General features: G+C 69.4%; 20 protein-coding genes. 10 read left to right on the forward strand and 10 right to left on the reverse strand.

Features of this window, described 5'->3' with window-relative positions; genetic code table 11:
- Positions 1-5: 5 nt before the first annotated feature.
- From ACIRF9_RS08755 to ACIRF9_RS08780, 6 genes are all read left to right on the forward strand, one after another.
- Entirely contained in the window at positions 6-1,088 is a 1,083-nt protein-coding gene (locus ACIRF9_RS08755; protein ID WP_403818365.1) for a PQQ-dependent sugar dehydrogenase, read from the forward strand.
- Positions 1,089-1,281: 193 nt separating this feature from the next.
- Positions 1,282-1,416, forward strand: a complete 135-nt coding sequence (locus tag ACIRF9_RS08760) for a hypothetical protein (protein WP_403818367.1) — start codon at positions 1,282-1,284, stop codon at positions 1,414-1,416.
- The gene (gene kdpF / locus ACIRF9_RS08765; RefSeq protein WP_009326374.1) at positions 1,413-1,502 is read left to right on the forward strand and encodes a K(+)-transporting ATPase subunit F; all 90 of its coding nucleotides are present in this window, start codon (positions 1,413-1,415) and stop codon (positions 1,500-1,502) included. Before ACIRF9_RS08760 ends, kdpF begins: the two co-directional genes overlap by 4 nt.
- Before the next feature lie 8 nt (positions 1,503-1,510).
- Complete coding sequence (gene kdpA / locus ACIRF9_RS08770; RefSeq protein WP_403818369.1) at positions 1,511-3,211, forward strand: potassium-transporting ATPase subunit KdpA; 1,701 nt, start codon at positions 1,511-1,513, stop codon at positions 3,209-3,211.
- Positions 3,208-5,331, forward strand: a complete 2,124-nt coding sequence (kdpB, locus tag ACIRF9_RS08775; protein ID WP_403818371.1) for a potassium-transporting ATPase subunit KdpB — start codon at positions 3,208-3,210, stop codon at positions 5,329-5,331. The genes kdpA and kdpB overlap by 4 nt, the downstream gene beginning before the upstream one ends.
- 24 nt (positions 5,332-5,355) lie before the next feature.
- Positions 5,356-5,988 carry a potassium-transporting ATPase subunit C gene (locus ACIRF9_RS08780; RefSeq protein WP_403818373.1) on the forward strand — a complete coding sequence of 211 codons (633 nt, stop codon included), beginning with the start codon at positions 5,356-5,358 and terminating at the stop codon, positions 5,986-5,988.
- A gap of 29 nt (positions 5,989-6,017) precedes the next feature.
- On the opposite strand, the gene ACIRF9_RS08785 is transcribed toward ACIRF9_RS08780, so the two are convergent.
- The 4 genes from ACIRF9_RS08785 to ACIRF9_RS08800 are packed head-to-tail and all read right to left on the reverse strand — an operon-like array spanning position 6,018 to position 9,637.
- Positions 6,018-6,734 carry a polysaccharide lyase family 7 protein gene (locus ACIRF9_RS08785; protein ID WP_403818375.1) on the reverse strand — a complete coding sequence of 239 codons (717 nt, stop codon included), beginning with the start codon at positions 6,732-6,734 and terminating at the stop codon, positions 6,018-6,020.
- Positions 6,731-8,011: an alpha-L-fucosidase gene (locus ACIRF9_RS08790; protein ID WP_403818377.1), complete on the reverse strand. Its 1,281-nt coding sequence runs from the start codon at positions 8,009-8,011 to the stop codon at positions 6,731-6,733. The genes ACIRF9_RS08785 and ACIRF9_RS08790 overlap by 4 nt, the downstream gene beginning before the upstream one ends.
- A gap of 7 nt (positions 8,012-8,018) precedes the next feature.
- Entirely contained in the window at positions 8,019-8,891 is an 873-nt protein-coding gene (locus ACIRF9_RS08795; RefSeq protein ID WP_403818378.1) for a carbohydrate ABC transporter permease, read from the reverse strand.
- Positions 8,888-9,637: a carbohydrate ABC transporter permease gene (locus ACIRF9_RS08800; RefSeq protein WP_403818380.1), complete on the reverse strand. Its 750-nt coding sequence runs from the start codon at positions 9,635-9,637 to the stop codon at positions 8,888-8,890. Before ACIRF9_RS08800 ends, ACIRF9_RS08795 begins: the two co-directional genes overlap by 4 nt.
- On the opposite strand from ACIRF9_RS08800, the gene ACIRF9_RS08805 reads away from it, so the two are divergent.
- The 4 genes from ACIRF9_RS08805 to ACIRF9_RS08820 all read left to right on the forward strand — a co-directional run bounded on the left by ACIRF9_RS08805 (position 9,603) and on the right by ACIRF9_RS08820 (position 15,504).
- Complete coding sequence (locus ACIRF9_RS08805) at positions 9,603-10,919, forward strand: glycoside hydrolase family 36 protein (RefSeq protein WP_403818382.1); 1,317 nt, start codon at positions 9,603-9,605, stop codon at positions 10,917-10,919. The genes ACIRF9_RS08800 and ACIRF9_RS08805 overlap by 35 nt on opposite strands.
- Positions 10,920-10,981: 62 nt before the next feature.
- Positions 10,982-11,809, forward strand: coding sequence for an FAD binding domain-containing protein (locus ACIRF9_RS08810; protein WP_403818384.1), 828 nt, complete (start codon positions 10,982-10,984; stop codon positions 11,807-11,809).
- The gene (locus ACIRF9_RS08815) at positions 11,806-14,523 is read left to right on the forward strand and encodes a molybdopterin-dependent oxidoreductase (protein WP_403818386.1); all 2,718 of its coding nucleotides are present in this window, start codon (positions 11,806-11,808) and stop codon (positions 14,521-14,523) included. The genes ACIRF9_RS08810 and ACIRF9_RS08815 overlap by 4 nt, the downstream gene beginning before the upstream one ends.
- A 6-nt stretch (positions 14,524-14,529) precedes the next feature.
- On the forward strand, positions 14,530-15,504 hold the full coding sequence (locus ACIRF9_RS08820; RefSeq protein WP_403818388.1) for an antibiotic biosynthesis monooxygenase: 975 nt from the start codon (positions 14,530-14,532) through the stop codon (positions 15,502-15,504).
- 55 nt (positions 15,505-15,559) lie between these two features.
- On the opposite strand, the gene ACIRF9_RS08825 is transcribed toward ACIRF9_RS08820, so the two are convergent.
- From ACIRF9_RS08825 to ACIRF9_RS08850, 6 genes are all read right to left on the reverse strand, one after another.
- Positions 15,560-16,318 carry a DUF2182 domain-containing protein gene (locus tag ACIRF9_RS08825; protein ID WP_403818390.1) on the reverse strand — a complete coding sequence of 253 codons (759 nt, stop codon included), beginning with the start codon at positions 16,316-16,318 and terminating at the stop codon, positions 15,560-15,562.
- On the reverse strand, positions 16,315-16,929 hold the full coding sequence (locus tag ACIRF9_RS08830) for a DUF1326 domain-containing protein (protein WP_403818392.1): 615 nt from the start codon (positions 16,927-16,929) through the stop codon (positions 16,315-16,317). The genes ACIRF9_RS08825 and ACIRF9_RS08830 overlap by 4 nt, the downstream gene beginning before the upstream one ends.
- Positions 16,930-17,017: 88 nt before the next feature.
- The gene (locus ACIRF9_RS08835; RefSeq protein ID WP_403818393.1) at positions 17,018-18,280 is read right to left on the reverse strand and encodes a metallophosphoesterase; all 1,263 of its coding nucleotides are present in this window, start codon (positions 18,278-18,280) and stop codon (positions 17,018-17,020) included.
- A 467-nt stretch (positions 18,281-18,747) separates the two neighbouring features.
- A complete protein-coding gene (locus ACIRF9_RS08840; protein ID WP_403818394.1) occupies positions 18,748-19,239 on the reverse strand; it encodes a DUF4188 domain-containing protein in 492 nt (163 codons plus the stop codon).
- A 34-nt stretch (positions 19,240-19,273) separates the two neighbouring features.
- Positions 19,274-19,483 (reverse strand): 2TM domain-containing protein, encoded by a 210-nt coding sequence (locus ACIRF9_RS08845; RefSeq protein ID WP_403818396.1) that lies wholly within the window; start codon positions 19,481-19,483, stop codon positions 19,274-19,276.
- 50 nt (positions 19,484-19,533) lie between these two features.
- Positions 19,534-20,256, reverse strand: coding sequence for an alpha/beta fold hydrolase (locus ACIRF9_RS08850; RefSeq protein WP_403818398.1), 723 nt, complete (start codon positions 20,254-20,256; stop codon positions 19,534-19,536).
- Positions 20,257-20,335: the final 79 nt, after the last annotated feature.

The following is a 20,335-nucleotide window of genomic DNA, read 5'->3' on the forward strand; positions in this document are numbered from 1 at the left end:
CACCCGTGTACATCCACAGACCCCGCCGTAGGGCCGTCTCCCGCGTCGCGGCCGCCGCGGCCGCGGTAGCCGGGCTGCTGGTCACCACGGCCGCGACCGGCAACGCCGCACCACCGGTGCCGTCCGTTCCCGAGGCCGGCGCCCCTTCGGGCATCAAGACCCTCTCGTCCGGGTGGACCAACCCCTGGGGCGTGAACTGGCTTCCGGACGGCTCGGCGCTCGTCAATGAACGCGACACACTGAAAGTCTTCAAGGTCACCCGGGCCGGCGTCCGGTCCGAGGTCCCCGCCGAGCCCCGGATCGCCGCTCCCGACAGCGGGAAGACCCTGCTCGGACTGGTCCTGTCACCCCACTGGAGCCAGGACCACCAGATCTTCGTCTACCACCGGGCGGACGAGGGCAACCGCATCGCCCGGATGACGTTCGACGGCTCCCGCCTCACCGGCTACACACCGCTCGTCACCGGCATCAAGAGGGGCCTGCACGACGGCGGCCGTATCAAGTTCGGCCCGGACGGCTACCTCTACGCCACCACCGGCGACGCGGACGACCCCCGTTCCGCGCAGGACAGGAACTCTCTGAACGGCAAGATCCTGCGCATGACCCCGAACGGAAAGCCGGCGCCGGGCAACCCGTTCGGCACCCTCGTCTACTCCTACGGCCATCGCAACCCCGAGGGCCTCACCTGGGACAACCAGGGCCGACTGTGGGAGACGGAGATCGGCGAGAACACCCACGACGAGCTGAACCTCGTCGAGCCCGGCATGAACTACGGCTGGCCCACCTGCGAGGGCGTCTGCTCCAAGGCCGGCATGACCGACCCCAAGCACCAGTGGCACCCCTCCAAGGGCGTGCCGAGCGGGCTGGCCTATGCCGACGGCGCCCTGTACGTCGCCGCGCTCAAGGGCCGGCGCCTGTGGCGCATCCCGGTCGACGCCACCGGTCTCGGCACCCCGGTCGCGTACTACACCAACGGCTTCGGCCGGCTGCGGGACGTCGTGAAGGTCCCCGGCGAGAAGGCGCTGTGGGTCCTCACCGACAAGGCGGGCAAGGGCGCGGACCGACTGCTCCGGGTCCAGCTCGGCTGACTTCGACGCCGGGACCGGAGAGCCGGGCCACACGCAACCCTGCGGCGGAGGACCAGTTCCTCCGCCGCAGGGTTTTCGCCTGTGCCGACACCCGTACCGACCTGCCGCGGCGGCCGGCCGTAAGAGACGTGTCAAAGCCGTGGGCGTCGCCGTTAGGGACCTGTCAACGGGCGGTCCCCTCCGGCCAGGGTCGGTGTTTCCTCGATCCCGTCCGTTCCTCTTCGCACCTCTCAAGGAGTTCGCGATGGCCGATCTGGCCTTCGTCGTCACCACGGTCGCGGTGTTCGCGCTGGTGGCCCTCGTCGCCAAGGGGGTGACGAAGCTGTGACCGCCGAGAACGTCGTCGGCCTGGTCGTGGCCGTCGCCCTGCTGGGCTATCTCGTCCTCGCCCTGATCTTTCCGGAGAGGTTCTGAGACAGGCAATGGGTCCCGTACTCGCCGGCGTCCTCCAGCTCCTCGCGCTCATATCGGCGCTGGCGCTCGCCCACGTCCCCCTCGGCACCTACATGGCCAAGGTCTACTCCTCCGACCGGCACTGGCGCGTGGAGAAGTGGATCTACAAGGGCATAGGTGCCAACCCCGATGCCGAGATGCGCTGGCCGGCATACCTGCGCGGCGTCCTCGCCTTCTCGGCGGTCTCGGTCCTCTTCCTCTACCTGCTCCAGCGGCTGCAGGGCGGCCTGCCGCGGTCACTGGGCTTCAAGGCGATCGACCCGGACCAGGCGTTCAACACCGCCGCGTCCTTCGTCACCAACACCGACTGGCAGTCCTACTACGGCGAGCAGGCCATGGGCCACGTCGTACAGACCGCCGGGCTGGCCGTGCAGAACTTCGTGTCGGCCGCGGTCGGCATCGCCGTCGCGGTGGCCCTCGTACGAGGATTCGCCCTCCCCCACTCTCGGCTTCGCTCGAGCGGGGGGACCCCCATCCATACCGGTGAACTCGGCAACTTCTGGTCGGACATGGTGCGCGGTGTGACCCGCATCCTGCTGCCGCTCTCCTTCGTCGCCGCGATCGTGCTGGTCGCCTGCGGAGCCATCCAGAACTTCTCCGGCATCCACGAGGTCGGCCAGTTCATGGGGGGCAACCAGCAGTGGAACGGCGGTGCGGTCGCCTCTCAGGAGGCCATCAAGGAGCTGGGCACCAACGGCGGCGGCTACTTCAACGCCAACTCCGCCCATCCCTTCGAGAACCCGACCCCGTTCACCAACCTCTTCGAGATCTTCCTGCTGCTGGTCATCCCGTTCGCGCTGACCCGGACCTTCGGCCTCATGGTCGGTTCGGTGAAGCAGGGCTACGCGATCCTCGCCACCATGGCGACCCTCTGGGTCGGCTTCGTCGCCCTGATGATGTGGACCGAGTCCGCCCACCACGGCCCGGCGCTCCAGATCGCGGGCGGGGCGATGGAGGGCAAGGAGGTCCGCTTCGGGGTCGGCTCGTCGTCGATCTTCGCGGTGTCGACCACCCTCACGTCGACGGGCGCGGTGGACTCCTTCCACTCCTCCTTCACCGGTCTGGGCGGCGGGATCACCATGCTCGGCATGATGCTGGGCGAGATCGCGCCCGGCGGCACCGGCTCCGGCCTCTACGGCATGCTCATCATGGCGGTCATCGCCGTCTTCATCGCCGGTCTGATGGTCGGCCGCACGCCCGAGTACCTGGGCAAGAAGATCGGCACCCGTGAGATCAAGCTCGCCGCCTGCTACATCCTGATCACCCCGGCGCTGGTGCTGGTCTTCACCGCCGCGGCGATGGCGCTGCCGACCCCGGCGCACTCGATGACGAACTCCGGCGCGCACGGGTTCTCCGAGATCCTGTACGCCTACACCTCCGGCGCCAACAACAACGGTTCCGCCTTCGCCGGTCTGAACGCGGACACGCAGTGGTTCAACAGCACGATCGGGCTGGCGATGATCCTCGGCCGGTTCCTGCCGATGGTGTTCGTGCTGGCGCTCGCCGGCTCGCTCGCCGAGCAGAATCCGGTCCCGGTGACCGCGGGCACCCTGCGCACCGAGAAGCCGCTGTTCACCAGCCTGCTGGTGGGCGCGATCCTGATCATCACCGGTCTGACCTACTTCCCGGCGCTGGCGCTGGGCCCGCTGGCCGAGGGGCTGGCGTCATGACCACTCGCACAGAGAACCAAGAGGACTCGATGTCCACTGCCACCCCGACCCGGGCGCCCCACCAGGACGTCCCGACCGGTCACCGGGAAAGCCGGGTCGGAGCCGGCCTCTTCGACCCCAAGCAGCTGGTGAAGTCGCTGCCGGACGCCTTCCGCAAGCTCGACCCGCGGGTGATGGTCAAGTCGCCCGTGATGTTCGTGGTGTGGATCGGCTCGCTGCTGACCACCGTGTTCTCCTTCAAGGACCCGGGCGACTGGTTCGGCTGGACCATCAGCGCCTGGCTGTGGCTCACCGTCGTCTTCGCCAACCTGGCGGAGGCCGTCGCCGAGGGCCGCGGCAAGGCGCAGGCCGACACCCTGCGCAAGGCCAAGACCGACACCGTCGCCCGGCGGCTCGTCGGCGAGCGCGAGGAGCAGGTGCCCGGCACCGAGCTGCGCATCGGTGACCTGGTCGTCTGCGAGGCGGGCGACATCATCCCCGGCGACGGTGATGTCGTCGAGGGAGTCGCGTCGGTCGACGAGTCCGCCATCACCGGAGAGTCGGCACCGGTCATCCGGGAGTCCGGCGGCGACCGCAGCGCCGTCACCGGCGGTACGAAGGTCCTCTCCGACCGGATCGCCATCAAGATCACGACGAAGCCGGGCGAGACCTTCATCGACCGGATGATCAACCTCGTCGAAGGCGCGGCCCGGCAGAGGACACCGAACGAGATCGCCCTCAACATCCTCCTCGCCTCGCTGACGATCGTGTTCCTGCTCGCGGTGGCCACCCTGCCGCCGTTCGCCGACTACGCGGGCACCCACCTCACGATGGTCGTGCTGGTCGCCCTGCTGGTCTGCCTCATCCCCACGACGATCGGCGCGCTGCTGTCGGCGATCGGCATCGCCGGCATGGACCGCCTGGTGCAGAGGAACGTCCTGGCCATGTCGGGACGGGCCGTCGAGGCCGCCGGTGACGTCTCGACCCTCCTGCTCGACAAGACCGGCACCATCACCCTCGGCAACCGTCAGGCGTCGGAGTTCGTGCCGGTGAGCGGTACCACCGAGGCCGAGGTGGCCGACGCCGCCCAGCTGTCGTCGCTGGCCGACGAGACCCCTGAAGGCCGTTCCGTCGTCGTACTGGCGAAGGAGAAGTACGGGCTGCGCGAGCGCCATCAGGGCGAGCTTGCCGGTGCCGAGTGGATCGCTTTCACCGCGCAGACGCGTATGTCGGGTGTGGACGTCGACGGACGCAAGATCCGCAAGGGCGCGGCCGGATCGGTCGTCGCCTGGGTCCGGGAGCAGGGCGGCGAGGTGGCCGAGGACGCCGGCGCGCTCACCGACCGGATCTCCGAGGCCGGCGGCACCCCGCTGCTGGTCGCGGTCGAGGACGCCGAGGGTGCCCGAGTACTGGGTGTCATCCACCTCAAGGACGTCGTCAAGGACGGCATGCGCGAGCGGTTCGAGGAACTGCGCCGCATGGGCATCAAGACCGTCATGATCACGGGTGACAACCCGCTGACGGCCAAGGCGATAGCCGAGGAGGCGGGCGTCGACGACTTCCTCGCCGAGGCCACGCCCGAGGACAAGATGGCCCTCATCAAGCGGGAGCAGGCCGGCGGCAAGCTCGTCGCCATGACCGGCGACGGCACGAACGACGCGCCCGCGCTCGCCCAGGCCGACGTCGGCGTGGCCATGAACACGGGTACGTCGGCCGCCAAGGAGGCCGGCAACATGGTCGACCTCGACTCCAACCCGACCAAGCTCATCGAGATCGTCGAGATCGGCAAGCAACTGCTCATCACGCGCGGTGCGCTGACCACGTTCTCCGTCGCCAACGACGTCGCGAAGTACTTCGCGATCATCCCGGCGCTGTTCGCGGCCGTTTACCCCGGCCTGGACAAGCTCAACATCATGGACCTGGCCTCACCCGACTCCGCGATCCTCTCCGCGGTCGTCTTCAACGCGCTGATCATCATCGCGCTGGTCCCGCTCTCTCTGAAGGGCGTGCGGTACCGGCCGGTCAGCGCGGACCGGATGCTCCGCCGCAACCTCGGGATCTACGGCCTCGGCGGACTGATCGCGCCCTTCGTCGGCATCAAGCTCATCGACCTGCTCATCTCCCTCATCCCCGGGCTGTGACTTCCGAAAGGCGTGTTGAACGGCATGAACAACTCGGTAACCAACACCCTCCGGTTGCTCGGGGCGGGGCTGCGCGCCCTCCTCGTGCTGACCCTGGTGACCGGTGTCGTCTACCCGCTGGTCGTCACCGGCGTCGCCCAGGGGCTGTTCGGCGACAAGGCGAACGGCTCGGAGATCAAGGCGGACGGCAGGGTCGTCGGCTCCTCCCTGATAGGGCAGCAGGGCTACGGCCTGGACTACTTCCAGCCGCGTCCCGCGAACGGACTGGGCGAGAACTCGGTCAACACCCAGTACAAGCTGATCCTCTCGGGAGCCACCAACCGATCCGCCGACAACCCGGACCTGGTGAAGTGGGTGAAGGAGGCCAGGGCGAAGGTGGTCGAGGAGAACTCGACCGCCGACTACAGGGTGAAGCCCGCCGACGTCCCCGCCGACGCGGTCACCTCCTCGGGCTCCGGGCTCGACCCGGACATCTCCCCGGCCTACGCCGACCTCCAGGTCCACCGGGTGGCCGAGCGGAACGGCCTGTCCGTCGCCCAGGTCCAGAAGCTCGTCGAGGAGCACACCGAGGGCCGCACCCTCGGCTTCATCGGCGAGCCCCGCGTGAACGTCCTCGAGCTCAACATCGCGCTCGAGGACGTCACGGCGAAGAGCTGACGGCGTCCCGGTCGCTGACCTACCTGCCGCTACTTCGCGTACAGGTGAATGTTCTTGAGGTAGATGTCGCTGCGTGAGGACATCCCGTCCCGGCCGTACAGGCCCGCCTTGAAATAGTGCGTGCCGTCGCCGTGGTCCTGGAACGTCCTGACGAACGTCCGGTTGACGAAGACGTGGCTGTTGCCGGTGTCGGTCTCGTGCACCACGTTGAGGCGGATGTAGGTGTTGTAGACCGGGGAGGCGATCTGGGTCGTCGTGTCGTAGTAGTTGAGGCTGTCGGTGTTCATGGCGAGGGTCATGAACGCCGTGGCCCAGCTGGAGCCGCCGAAGATCTGGAAGACGGAGACGCGGTGCGCCCCCGACCCGATCCTCAGGTCGCACTCGAACTGGCTCTGCCCACTGGTGTAGTCGTTCCTCCAGCGCATCTCGCTGCGCGGCCCCGAGGAACTGTCCGGCCACAGCCACGGGTCGCTGTCGTACAGCCACAGGTGGTGCTCCCCGGTCGCCGACAGGTACTCGTAGCGCGTCGTGTCGGGCGGGGTCTGGAGGACGAACCCGGGGTTCACCTCGGTCCAGCCGGTGCCGATGGGGGACGCCTGGGCCTGCGGCGCGCCGGCCACCCCCAGCCGGCGAGACCGAGCCCGGCGGCCGCGCCGCCCAGCAGTGTGCGTCTGCGCATCCGGCAGCCCCGCCGACACGGCGAGCGCCGTCACCGCGGACGACTTCAGGAACGTACGGCGTCTCATGCCCGGCCCCTCTCGTCGCCGTCGAGGAACAGCTCGATCACGGGGAGCGCCACATCCGGCCTGCGGAGGGGGAGTTCGAGGGTGTGCGCGCCCTCCGGGACGCCCTTCGGCGTCACATTGCCGTTGTCCCAGTTCGGGTCGGCGTTCACGGGGCGGACCTCGGAGGCGTCGTGCAGGAACTGGGCGTAGCGCACCCGGCCGCTGAGCCCGGGCAGGTGCAGATGCTTGTACGGCCACTCCAGGAGATGGACGTAGAGCCGGTCCCCGCGGCGGGTGTAGCGGCAGCCGGTCGGCGGGAGGTGCGAGGAGGGGCCGGCTCCGTGGACGGAGCGGGAGTGCAGCCGCATCCAGTCGCCGATGCCGCGCAGCACGGCGAGGGCACGGGGCTCGAACGCGCCGCGGGCGTCGGGCCCCACGTTCAGCAGCAGATTGCCGTCCTTGGAGACCGTGTCGACCAGGAGCGCGATCAACTGCTCGGAGGTCTTCCAGTTGAGGTTGTCCCGGTCGTAGCCCCAACTGCCGTTCAGTGTCTGACAGGCCTCCCACACCTCGCCCGGCGGGACGAGCGGCTGGTACTCCTCGGGAGTGGTGAAGTCCCCCGGAATCCCCAGCCGGTTGTTGACCAGGCACTCGGGCTGGAGCCTGCGGATCAGCGCCATCAGTTCGTGCGCACGCCATTCGTCGGGGCCTTTGCCGCCCGTGACCGGTTTCCCCTGGCGGATGCGGCCCGCGTAGCTGAAGTCGAACCACAGGGTGTCGACCGGCCCGTAGCGGGTGAGGAGTTCCTTCACCTGGCCGTGCAGGTCGCCGGTCGCGTCGTCCCACTCGGGGTGGATACGGTCCAGCGGGAACAGCGGATGATGCCAGTCCAGGAGCGAGTGGTAGTAGCCCACCCCGAGCCCGGCCGCACGGAACGCCGACACGAACGGGCCCACCAGGTCCTTGCCGTACGGGGTCGCGGTCACGGAGTAGTCGGTGAGCGCCGAGTCCCACAGACAGAAACCGTCGTGGTGCTTGGTCGTCAGGACCGTGTACCGCATCCCGGCGTACCGGGCGGCCTCGGCCCAGGCCTCCGGGTCGTACAGATCGGGGTCGAAGTGGTCGACGTGGGACTGGTACTGATGGATCGTCAGCCGCTCGCGCTGACGCACCCACTCATGGCGGGCGGCTGCCGGGTACACGCCCCAGTGGACGAAGAGGCCGAAGCGGTGGTCACGGAACTCGGCGATCCGCCGGGCGCGCGGACCGACGAGGGGATCGGCAGAGGCGGAGGTCAAGACGGGATCATCCCTTCACTGCTCCAGTGGTCAGGCCGGACCGGAACGTGCGCTGGAAGGCCAGATAGACGACGACGCTCGGCACCAGGGCGACCAGGGCGCCGGCCAGCAGCGCCCCGATGCCCACCTCCGGTACGGAACGCATGAGTTGCAGCCCGACGGTCAGCGGGTACTGGTCGGGGGAGGAGGCGACGATCAGGGGCAGCAGATACTGGTCCCAGATCATGTTGAAGCCGAAGATGACGACGACACCGAGGCCCGGCTTGCACAGCGGCAGCACGATCTGCCCGAAGATCCGCAGCTCGCCCGCGCCGTCGACGCGCGCGGCCTCCTCCAGTTCGAGCGGGATCTCCTTCATGAACTCGCTGAGCACGAAGATGGAGAAACCCCAGCCGCCCATCGGCAGCACCATCCCGAGCAGCGTCCCGCGCAGACTGACGTCCAGGCCCGGAAGGTCGTTCAGGACGAGCGGGAGCGGGATGGCGATGACCTCCTCGGGCAGCATCATCGTCGCCAGGATCACCATCAGCACCAGGGCCTGCCCGCGGAAGCGGTGCCGGGCGAGCGCGTACGCGGCGAAGACCGTCACGCTCACCTGGAGCAGCAGCGCGCTCCCGGTGATCAGCAGCGAGTTGCGCAGATACGTCCACAGGCCGCGCTCGCCCGCGATCTCGAAGTTGCGCAGGGTCGGGTGACGGGGTACCAGGGACATCCGCGTCGGGTCGGGCGTGCGGTCGAAGGCGCCGGTGAGGACGGCGAGCAGTGGCCCGCAGAACACCAGCAGCACCAGCGCGTACAGCACCAGCCGGGCCGTCGAGGCGAGCGGCCGGCCGCGGCCCCAGCCCCAGCCCAGCGCCGTGTCGTAGCGGGAGGCCGTCATGACAGCTCCTTCCGGCGCCGGTACCACGTCACCCCGCCGGTGAGGACGAGGGTGAGCAGGAAGAGGGCGACCGAGCAGGCCGAGGCGAAGCCGAGGTCGTTGGCCCGGAACCCGAGGTCGTAGATACGGGTCATCAGCACATCGGTGAAGCCGGCCGGGCCGCCGCCGGTGAGGATGTACACCTCGGTGAAGACCCGCATCCCGCGGATCGCGGCCAGCGTCAGCAGGATCGTCACGACCGGACGCAGCGCGGGCAGCGTCACATGGCGCAGCCGGCGCACGAGCCCGGCGCCGTCCAGGGCCGCCGACTCGTACGACTGCCGGTCGATGGAGGCCAGTCCGGCGAGGACGATCATCATGTCGTACGGGGCGTTCTTCCAGATCCCGACGGCGATCACCCAGCCGAGCGCCTGGTCCGGATCGTCGAGGAAGCGCTGGGTGTCCGAACCGAGAAGGGACAGAACGGAGTTGAGCAGGCCCTCGTCGCCGGGGAAGTACAACAGCCGCCACACCTCGGCGACCACCGCGACCGCCGCGACGACCGGCAGGAACGCGGCCGAGCGCACGAACCACAGGGTCCGGGCCCGCCCTTCGAGCAGCAGCGCGAGGACGAAACCGACGAGGATCGCCCCCGCGGTCTGCGCCACCGCGTACACCGCGGTGTGGCCGAGCGCCCGGCGGAAGGTCTCCTCCTCCAGGATCCGCCGGTAGTTGTCCAGGCCCACCCACCGGTCGAGCCCCGCCACCGCCCTGCGCCGTCTCGCCGCCCGCCTCGCCGCCACCGCCGCGCAGCCGCCGCTCGGCCTGCCGCCGGCCGGCCGCGGCCCCGCCTACTCCACCTGGTACGCGCTCGGGCAGGACGTCACCGCCGACGCCGTGGCGCACGAGGCGCGGCTCGCGGCCCGGCTCGGCTGCGCACTGCTCATCCTGGACGACGGCTGGCAGCGCGGCGGACGCCTCCGCGGCTACGCCTGGGCCGGTGACTGGCAGACCGACCCGGAGAAGTTCCCCGACCTGGCCGCACACGTCGCCGAGGTGCACGGCCTCGGCATGGCGTACATCGCCTGGGTGGCCCCCCTGCTCGCCGGGCCCGACTCGCCCCGCTGGCGCGAGCCGGCGCCGCTCGCCCCGCTGCCCAGCCCCACCGCGCCCGGCGCCCATGTTCTCGACCCCCGCGACACCCGGGTGCGCGCCCATGTGGTCACCACCTGCGCCCGGCTCGTCGGCGACCACGGACTCGACGGCCTCAAGCTCGACTTCCTGGACGACGCCATGGTGTACGCCGAGGACGGGCGCGGCGACGTCAGCGCCGCCATGGACCTGCTGCTCGGCGAGATCCGCGACGCCCTCACCCCGCTGTACCGCGCCACGCCCCTCATCGAACTGCGCCAGCCCTACCTGGGGCCCGGCACCGCCGCGTACGGCAACCTGCTGCGGGCCACCGACTGCCCGGCCGACGCCGTCGCCAACCGCGTCCGCACCGTGGACGCCGGGCTGCTGCGCTGCGGCGGCGCCGTCCACTCCGACATGCTGATGTGGGACCCGGACCACACCCCGCAGGCCGCCCTGCGTCAGTTCCTGGCCGTCCTCCACGCCACACCACAGCTCTCCTGCGGACTCGGCGAGCTGCGGCCGTCGCACTACAAGGCGCTGAAGTTCTGGCTCGCGCAGTGGGCGAGACTGCGGCCGCTGTTCGGGGAGGGGGAGTTCGAACCGGGACGGCCCGACGAGCTGTACCCCGTCGTGCGGGCCGCGAGAGCGGAGCGCGAGGCCGTCGTCGTGCACGACGAGCGGACCGTGGCCCTGGATCTGACCCGGCGCCGCACGGTCGACATCGTCAATGCCACGGCCACCGACGCCCTCGTCCTCGACCTCACCGACGGCGGACCGTACGACATCTGGTGCAGGGCGTACGACGTGACCGGCGAGCTCGTGCACGAACACAGCCTCGACGCCGTCACCGGCGGCCCACTCAAGGTCGCGGTGCCACCCTCCGGTCTGCTGTCGCTGCGTGTACGACTGGGGTAAAATATGACAAAAGGGTCTGGGGTGGGAAGGCAACCGTTCCGTTGCCCCATAGGTCGGCTTTCATGGACCTCAACACCATCACCGAAGTAGTCCGGCGACCGTCCGAGCGGCCAGGCCAGGACTGGCAGGAGGGTGATGCCTGGCTCGCCGGCGGAACATGGCTCTATTCCACGGAGCAGCCGGACCTGCGACGGCTGATCGACCTGACGGCGTTGCGCTGGGAGCCTCTTGTTGTCACGGACAAGGGCCTGGAGATCAGCGCGACATGCACCATTCGCGATCTGTACGCCTTCCCGTGGCCGGAGGGCTGGACCGCCGGAATCCTCTTCCGGGAAAGCTGTGAGGCATTCCTGTCGTCGTTCAAGGTCTGGAACGCGGCGACCGTCGGCGGAAACATCTGTATGTCCCTGCCCGCCGGCCCGATGATCACGTCGACCGTGGCGCTGGAGGCGCAGTACGAACTGTGGGCGCCCGACGGCTCCGTGCGCTTCGTCGACGCCCTCGACTTCGTCACCGGCGACCACCGCAACGTCCTCACGCCCGGGGAGATCCTTCGGCGCGTCACCATTGCGGAGCGTGCGCTGCGCAAACGCACCGCGCGCCGTCGCTTCTCACTGACCCGGCTCGGCCGTTCGACCGTGTTCCTCGTCGGCACGCAACGGCCGGGAGCGAGTGACCTGTTGCTCACCGTCACGGCCGGTACCACGCGGCCGGTCCGCCTCGCCTTCGACGTCCTGCCCGATGTCCGGACCCTGCGGCAGAGCATCGACGCCGTGCCGGCCGACGTCTGGTTCACCGATCCCAACGGAACCCCTGACCACCGTCGTCATCTGACACGGCACTTCGCCGAAGAGATTCGCCGCGAACTCATGGAGGGGGACCTGCCATGAGCTACCTCGTGAACGGCAGGGAATTCGACCGGGAGCCGGCCCCCGGCCAGTGCCTGCGCACCTTCCTGCGCGAACTCGGCCACTTCGGCGTCAAGAAGGGGTGCGACGCGGGCGACTGCGGCGCCTGCACGGTGTGGCTGGACGGCGCACCGGTACACAGCTGCATCACCCCCGCGTTCCGCGCGGACGGCCGTCAGGTGACCACGATCGAGGGTCTTGGACGGCCCGGCGCCCCGCATCCGATGCAGCGGCAGTTCGAGGACGCCCCTGGCTTCCAGTGCGGTTTCTGCACCGCCGGGATGATCATGACGTCGGCGACCTTCAGCGAGGAGCAGAAGGCGGACCTGCCCAGGGCGTTGAAGGGCAACCTCTGCCGTTGTACCGGATACCGGGCGATCGAGGACGCCGTGAAGGGCGTCAGTGCGGTGGAGACGGCGGCACCGGGCAAGGCCGTCGGGACGAGTGCCGGCGCGCCCGCGGGCCACGATGTGGTGACGGGGCACGCCGAGTTCACCATGGACACGCGGATCGACGGCATGCTGCACCTCAAGGTGCTGCACTCACCCCACGCGCACGCCCGGATCCGCTCGATCGACAAGAGCGCCGCCCTCGCGGTGCCCGGCGTGCGCCGGGTCTACACCTGGGAAGACGTACCCCGCAGACGCTTCACCACGGCGATCCACACCGACCACCTGGTCGATCCGGACGACACCCGCATCCTCGACGACACGGTCCGCTTCGCCGGCCAGCGTGTCGCCGCGGTCCTGGCCGACACGGTCGGGGCGGCCGAGGAGGGCTGCCGGCGTCTCGCGGTCGAGTACGAGGTGCTGCCCGCGGTGTTCGACCCGGAGGCGGCGATGGCCGACGGCGCACCCCAGTTGCACGGCTCCGACGATCCGTTCGTCCGTGACCCGGTCCACAACATCCTGCTCGAACTCCACTCCCACATCGGCGACGTCGACGCCGGCTTCGCGGCGGCCGACGTGATCCACGAAGGCACGTACTTCTCACCGCGGGTGCAGCACGCGCATCTGGAGACCCACGGTTCGATCGCCTGGATGGAGGACGGCCGGCTGAACGTGCGCACCAGTTCGCAGTCACCGTCGATCGCGAAGGTCAAGCTGGAGTACCTGTTCGGGCTGCGCCCGGACCAGCTGAGGGTGTTCTGCAAGCGCGTGGGCGGCGGATTCGGCGGCAAACAGGAGGTGATCGCGGAGGACCTGGTCGCGCTCGCCACCCTGGACACCGGGCGGCCCACCTGTCTCGAGTACACCCGTGAGGAGGAGTTCACCACGGCCTCGCCGCGGCATCCGATGACCCTGACGGTCACACTCGGCGCGAAGGCCGACGGGACGCTCACCGCCCTCCAGGTACGCAATGTGTCGAACACGGGCGCCTACGGCAACCACGGCGGCGAAACGGTGTACGCGGGCGGAGCCGCCGTCATGATCTACCGCTGCCCCAACAAGAAGTACGACGCGTACTCCGTCTACACGAACACCGTGCCGAGCGGGGCGCTGCGCGGCTACGGAATGACGCAGCCGGCGTTCGCCGTGGAGTCGGCGATGGACGAACTGGCCCGCGCCCTTCACATCGACCCGCTGGAACTGCGCCGACGCAACATCGTGCGGCCGGGTGAGCCCCTGGTCGCCCTGCACGACGGCCCCGACGACGTGGTCTTCACCGAGGACGGACTCGCCCAGTGCATCGACCTCGTGGGCGGCGCCCTGGCCCGTACGGCCGACCAGCCGCCCCCTGGCCCGGCGTGGCTCGTCGGAGCCGGCGTGGCGAGTTCCCTGCACGAGACCGCGCCCCCGACGGAACACCTCTCGGAGGCCTGGGTCACGCTGGGCGACGATCTCATCTACGAACTGGCCGTCGGGACCGCCGAGTTCGGGGAGGGAACCTCCACGGCCCATGTCCAGATCGCAGCCGGTCAGCTGGGCACGACGCCGTCGCGGATCCGCCTGGTGCAGTCCGACACCGACCGCACGGGATTCGACACCGGTGCCTTCGCGAGCGCGGGCCTCTTCGTGGCGGGCAACGCGGTCCTGCGGGCGGCCAACGCGGTGCGCGACCGCATCCTGGAATTCGCCGCGGCGCACACGGGCGTCCATGTCGTGCTGTGCACGATGGACGACGACGGTGTCGTCTGCGGGGACCGGCGGGTGTCGCTGGCCGAACTCGTCGCGCTGGCCCGGACGCGTGGAATCCGCTTCACGGCCGCACGCAAGGCGTACGGCTCGCCCCGGAGCGTCACCTCCAACACGCAGGGATTCCGGGTCGCCGTGCACCGCGTGACGGGTGAGATACGGATCCTCTACAGCGTGCAGGCGGCCGACGCCGGTGTGATCATCAATCCGGCGCAGGTCCGGGGACAGGTGGAGGGCGGTGTCGCCCAGGGAATCGGCTTCGCGCTGACCGAGAACCATCACGTCGACGACAGCGGCGTCATGGTCAACCCCAACCTCCGGAACTACCGCATCCCCACCTACGCCGACATTCCCCGTACCGAGGTCCTCCTGGTGGACTCGGCGGACTCGGTGGGGCCCATGCGGGCGAAGGGGATGGCGGAGTGCTGCATCAACCCGGTCGCCCCCGCGCTCGCGAACGCGGTGCAGGACGCCACGGGCGTCCGCTACCGTGCGCTGCCGCTGACTCCGGAACGCATTTACGGCCGGCTCCCCGCGGAGCAGTCGGCGTCGGCGGGTTGAGCCACCATGAGCGCCGAGAGGAACATGGCCGCCGCGGCGACGGCGATCATCGGCCAGAAGGTCCTGCCCGGGATGGAGCGGGAATTCGAGTCGTGGCAGGAGGACCTCAACACCGCGGCCGCCTACTACCCCGGCTTCCTCGGCGCCGAGATCTCCCCGCCGACCCGGCTGCAAGCCGACTGGGTCGTCGTGTACCGGTTCAACTCGGTGGCGCATCTGCAGGCGTGGATCAACAGCGCGACCAGGCAGACGTATCTCGACGTCGGTGCCAAGTACTTCGACGGTCCGGCGACCCAGCAGGTGGTCAGCAGCGGCACCCAGTCACTGGATCCGCTGGTCACCGTGGTGGTCACCCACCGCGTCCACCCGAACCAGGTCGACGACTTCCTCGACTGGCAGCACCGCATGGTCCAGGAGGAGAGCAAGTTCGAGGGGTTTCGCGGGACCGAGCTCTTCCGCCCCGTCGAGGGGCTCCAGGAGGAATGGACGACGCTGTACCGCTACGACAACGCAGAGCACCTCGACGCCTGGCTGACCTCGCCCGAACGGCACCAGATCCTGGCCGAGGGCGCCAAGTTCAGCGACTTCGCACTGCATACGATCGACAACTCGTTCGGCAGTTGGTTCGCCTTCGAGGGCAACGGCAGGGAGGCACCGCCGCCGCCCTCCGAGACCAGAACCTCCCTCGCCGTCTGGGTCGGCCTGTACCCGACGGTCGTGCTGCTGACGCTCGCTCTGTCCCCGCTGCACATGCCGCTCTGGATCGGCCTGCTCGTGGGCAACCTGCTGTCGAGTTTCATCATGAGCTTCCTGACCATGCCCTACTACGTGAACCCGCTGCTCGGGCGATGGCTGCGGCCACTCCCGACCGAGCCTGCGGCAAGAACCAATTTCCGAGGCCTCGGTGTCGTCGCTGTGGCGATGGCCTTCTGGGCTGTCGTCTTCTACCTCGTCACGGTCCGGCTGTGGACGCTGCCCTGACCGGCGACCGCATAGACGGACCGGAAGACGGCATCACGCGGGCGAGGCCCCCTCCTCACATCCCGCCCATGCCGCCGCCGGTGAGGCCCGGAGCCAACGCGGGGACCCAGAAGACGGCGCCGGCCAGGGCGATCGAGACGATTCCTGTGGCACGGGCCACCAGGCGGCCGGCCGGAGCCAGCTTCTCAGCGGTGATCACGGCGGTCAGGGCCACCATCGCCCAAAGGTTCATCACACCGAACGCCGCCAGCAGCACCATCAGCGACCAGCAGCAGCCCAGGCAGAAAGCCCCGTGGTGGGCTCCGGCACGCAGATCGCGCGAGGGCCCCGGGTACGAGGCGTAGCGCAGCATCAGCCCGATCGGCGAGCGGCACTTCGCCAGGCAGCGGTCTTTGAGTGGTGTGAGCTGGTAGACGCCGTTGACCGAGAACACGGCCGCGGCCACCGCGGTCCCCGCCATGGCGGGGAGGCCTGCCGCGTGACCCAGACCGGTGGCCAGCCCGTACGCGGGCAGCCCGGCCGCGGCCCAGACAAGCAGGTAGGCGACCGTGAAAACGACCATGCGCGGAGCCCGGTGCACGGTGATGGTACGCGCGTAGAGCGCGGCGACGGACGCCGTGGCGGGCAGCATCATCGCAGCCGTCATCAGCGTCCACATGCCCAGGAAAGCGGGCAGGCCCAGGCCCATGGTGCCCGGCATCGCCTGCTGGTCGCCCCAGCGTGTCACCATCCAGACCCAGGCGGTGGCAGCCGCGACCAGCAGCAGTCCCGCAGGACTCGCCCTGCGGCTTACGGTGACCAGCCGACTGGTCACGCGGACCACGTGAAGGGCGCCGAGTGTCCGTTGCCGCCGGAGAAGTCCCAGGACCGGCCGTACACGCCCTCACCGGTCGCCCGGGTGGACCGGGCGACGGTCACCGTGCTGTTCACCGGGTGGAACAAGCCGGTCAGGCTCATGACCGGACCGTCCTCGCCGAACTGTGGGGCAACCTGGTCCGCGATCTCGACGTCGATGGCGTCGCCCACCCGTACGGAGTGGCGGCGGCCGTCGTCGCGGTAGTCGATGGGAACACGCTCCACGCCGAGGACCTCGCCGATGAGCGGAGCGAGCGCAGCCATCGGCCCGCCTGCCTGGCCGGAGAAGACCTTGCCCAGCGCCTCCGCCTGGTCGTCGTCGGCCGCGGCGTCCAGGTACAGCGCCACCTGCCAGCCGCCTTCGGCCATCACCCGGGGTGCGTCGACGAAGACGGCGACGCTGCGGTCGGAGACGTCCACGCCGTCCAAGTTCCCGCTGTCCACATGGAACGCGAGGGTCAGCTGGCAGCGCTCGTGGTCGGCCGGTGCGGTGAGGCCCGAGGTGGTGCAGGGGCACACCACGTCGCAGTTGCAGCTTTCCAGATACGTGCCGGTCAGATTCCAGGGCATGGCTCTTGGCCTCCCTCTATTACGTCCCCCTCGGCAAAGGGCATGCATCGGGAGGCTCCGCTCCGTCCCGGTGCCACTCCTCTCCAGCCTATTCCCGACGACCCTCGTCTCGCAGATCCGCTGTCGGCGCAGCTCCCGCGGCCCCAGGATGCGGGCTGCGGAGTACGAGCAGGGTGATCTCGCTGGGGGCGAAGACGCGGAACGGCGGGCCCCAGAAGCCGGTGCCGCGGCTGGTGTAGAGGAGGGTGCGGGTGCCGTGGTGGCTGAGGCCGGCGAGGGCGGGCTGGTCGAGGCGGACCAGGTGGTGGAAGGGCCAGATCTGGCCGCCGTGGGTGTGCCCGGAGAGCTGGAGGTCGATGCCGGCGGCTGCCGCCCGGTCGATGAACTTGGGCTGGTGGGCCAGGAGCAGGACGGGCAGGTCGGGGTCGGCGCCGTTCAGGGCTCCGGCGAGGTGGGCGCGGTGGCCTGCCAGGCCGGAGGACTCGGCGGTGACGTCGTCCACGCCGGCGACCACGAGGGTGTCGCCTCCGCGTTCGAGCAGCAGATGGCGGTTGCGCAGCGGTTCCCAGCCCAGCTCGTCCATCAGGTCGACCCAGCCCTGGGCCTCGCTGTAGTACTCGTGGTTGCCGGTGACGTACACACGGGCCCGGGTGGCCCGCACGGTTGCGAGTGGGGCGGCCTGGGCGCGGCGGCGTTCGGCCGTGCCGTCCGCGATGTCGCCGGTGTGGCAGACCAGGTCGGCTTCCAGGGTGTTCACGGTCTCGCACACCCGTGCCGACCAGCGGGCGCGGTCGAGTGGGCCGTAGTGGGTGTCGGTGATGAGGACGACACGGATGCCGTCCAACCCGGCACCCAGTCGCGGGAGTCGCACGTCGAGGCTGCGCACGCGTGGCACGCGGCGCGCCTCGGCGTACCCCCAGGCGAGCAGCACGGCGGCGGTGCCGAGGACGGCCCAGGTGACGATGCGGGCCCGGTCCTGGCTCTCGCCGACGCCGGCCACGGTCAGGGCGAGCCGCACGAGGACGCCGAGCAGAACGGACCAGGTGAACAGCACCCAGCTGGTGCCCAGCAGGGTGTCACCGATGATCGCCGCCCGGTCCTGCTGGCGCCGGCCGTGGCCGCGCACCATCGCGAGCGGCATACCGACGAGGCCGAGGACGAACAGGACGGTGCCGACCAGCCTGACGGGCAGCGGCCACTGCTGCCCGCCGTACAGGAGCACCCAGCAGGGCACGGCCCACAGCAGGACCGGGGCGATCAGGGGGATGTAACGCATCAGGCGGTGCAGCCGACTCTGCCGCGGCGCTCGCGCCTCACCCTCGGCGGACCGGGCGTTGCTGGTGTCGGTCACGCTTCCCCTCCCTGACCAGACTGCCGTCTCGCGCACTGTATCCGGTCGCCTCGGGCCGACCGGACCGGCGTCTGAGGTGCTGCGCACTCTATGCAAGTCCAAGGGACTGCGGCTGTGCCAGGCCGCCCCCGTGCCCGCACCCGTACAGAATCCGTTTCCGCAGCGGCTTGGGGCAGCAGATCGAGCAGGGCGGCTTCGACACGCAGGACGATGCGATCGAGCGCCTCACCCGGGGAATGAGGTCAACATATTGCGCACCCTCAAGGCGATTCTGCGGGACGCCTACGACAAGGGGGCGAGACCTCGTCAAGGGCCTATGTGAAGCAGGCTTTGGCTGTCGCGGGTGACGTGGCCGAGCGGATGGGGCACAGGTCGATCGAGGAGACGTACCGCACCGCCTGTGATCGCTCGTGACGCGTGAGGACCCCCGTCGGCTTGCTCCGGCGGGGGTCCTGCGTAGACCTTCGTCACCTCTCTGCCGCCCTCAGACGCTGGGCCGCCGTGTCGCCGCGTCGACCGACCGGTACGACACCTGTCGCGGCGCCGAGGCCGTAGGCGGGCATGTCGACGTACACCGACTCGTAGGAGCCTGCCGGGACGATGAACGTCTCGTGCCAGATACCCACATGCCCCTTCCCGGCGCGTGCTCGTCGGTTGAACGCCGACCATGCGGGCCGGTGCTCCTTGTCCTGCTGGTGGGCGTAGGCGAGGAGCCGTTCCTTGTCGGACCAGTACTGGATGACGTAGAAGTCTCGGAGGCTGCCGTAGAGCACCTTGTAACCGAGAAGCCCGCTGGTCTTTTCCTGCGACAGCTCACGCAGCATTCGCGGCATCGACATGAATGCCGGCAGCCAGCTGGAGAATGCTCGCAGCCGGTTGATCCGTAGCCCGATGTGGAAGACGACGACGTCGCCTTCGGCGGCGGCGGTGTTGCGACCCGGAACCACTTTCTCGGACATGATTCTCCTCTGGTCCTGCTGGCGATGGTTCAGGTCATGACCGGGCGAGTGATCGGGACTTCGAACGGATCGCCCAGAAGTGGATCACCAGCCCGATACCCCAGCCCAGAATCGACCACAAGGGCCAGAAGAAGTGGTCGGGTGTGAGAATCCCCCACAGCACCACCTGGGCCACATTGGCGATGACGTACCGGAAAAGGTGGACCCGCAGGCCCCACCTCATGGCCTTTTCGCTCTTGTGCACTTTCCCTCCCATGGATCATCGGATCGATGCACTCGCGGTGACCAGCGGTGCTATCGCGGGAGCGTCTGCTCCTGCACGGCTGTCTCGATGAGGGCCACGGTCGCGCCCGGCCGGGAGACGAACACCATGTGCGACGCGCCCTCGACCACCTGGGTCTTCGCGCCGGAGCGCTGGGCCATGAACTCCTGCGTCGCCGGGGGGATGATCCTGTCGGCGCCGCTGATCAGGTTGTAGTTCGGGATCGTGTGCCAGGCCTGCGGACCGGTGGCGGGCTCGCCCAGGGCGGCGCCGGTGGCCGGGCGTTGCGTGATCGAGTAGAGGGCGGCTTCCTCCGCCGACACGTCGGCCGCGAAATGGGGATGAAAGACCTTCGGGTCGATGTAGAGGTCCACCTGTCCGTCCGGCAGCGGCACAGGCTTCAGGGACTCGCCCACGGTGCTGCCCGGGAACTTTTCGACCAGTGCCTGCGCGCTCTCGCCCGTCTCCGGCACGAACGCCGCCAGGTAGACCAGTGCCTTCACGTTCGCGTTTCCCTCGGCGGCGGCGGAGATGACCGCACCGCCGTATGAGTGCCCGACCAGCACGATCGATCCCTCGATGCTGTCCAGCAGTGCCTTGACGTGTGACGCGTCAAAGGCGAGCCCTCGCAGTGGATTCGGCGCGGCGACCACCGGATAGCCGTCGGCGACAAGCCGCTTGGCGACGGCGTTGAAGCCGCTGCTGTCGGCAAATGCTCCGTGTACGAGCACGATCGTCGGATTCCCGCTCACCATGGACCAACCTCTCTTTCGGGGGACCCTCACGCCCGGCGCAAAGCTATGACGGCGCACTGGACGGGAATTGAATGAGACC

The organism is Streptomyces sp. NPDC096132, assembly GCF_044763345.1.
Classification (GTDB): domain Bacteria; phylum Actinomycetota; class Actinomycetes; order Streptomycetales; family Streptomycetaceae; genus Streptomyces.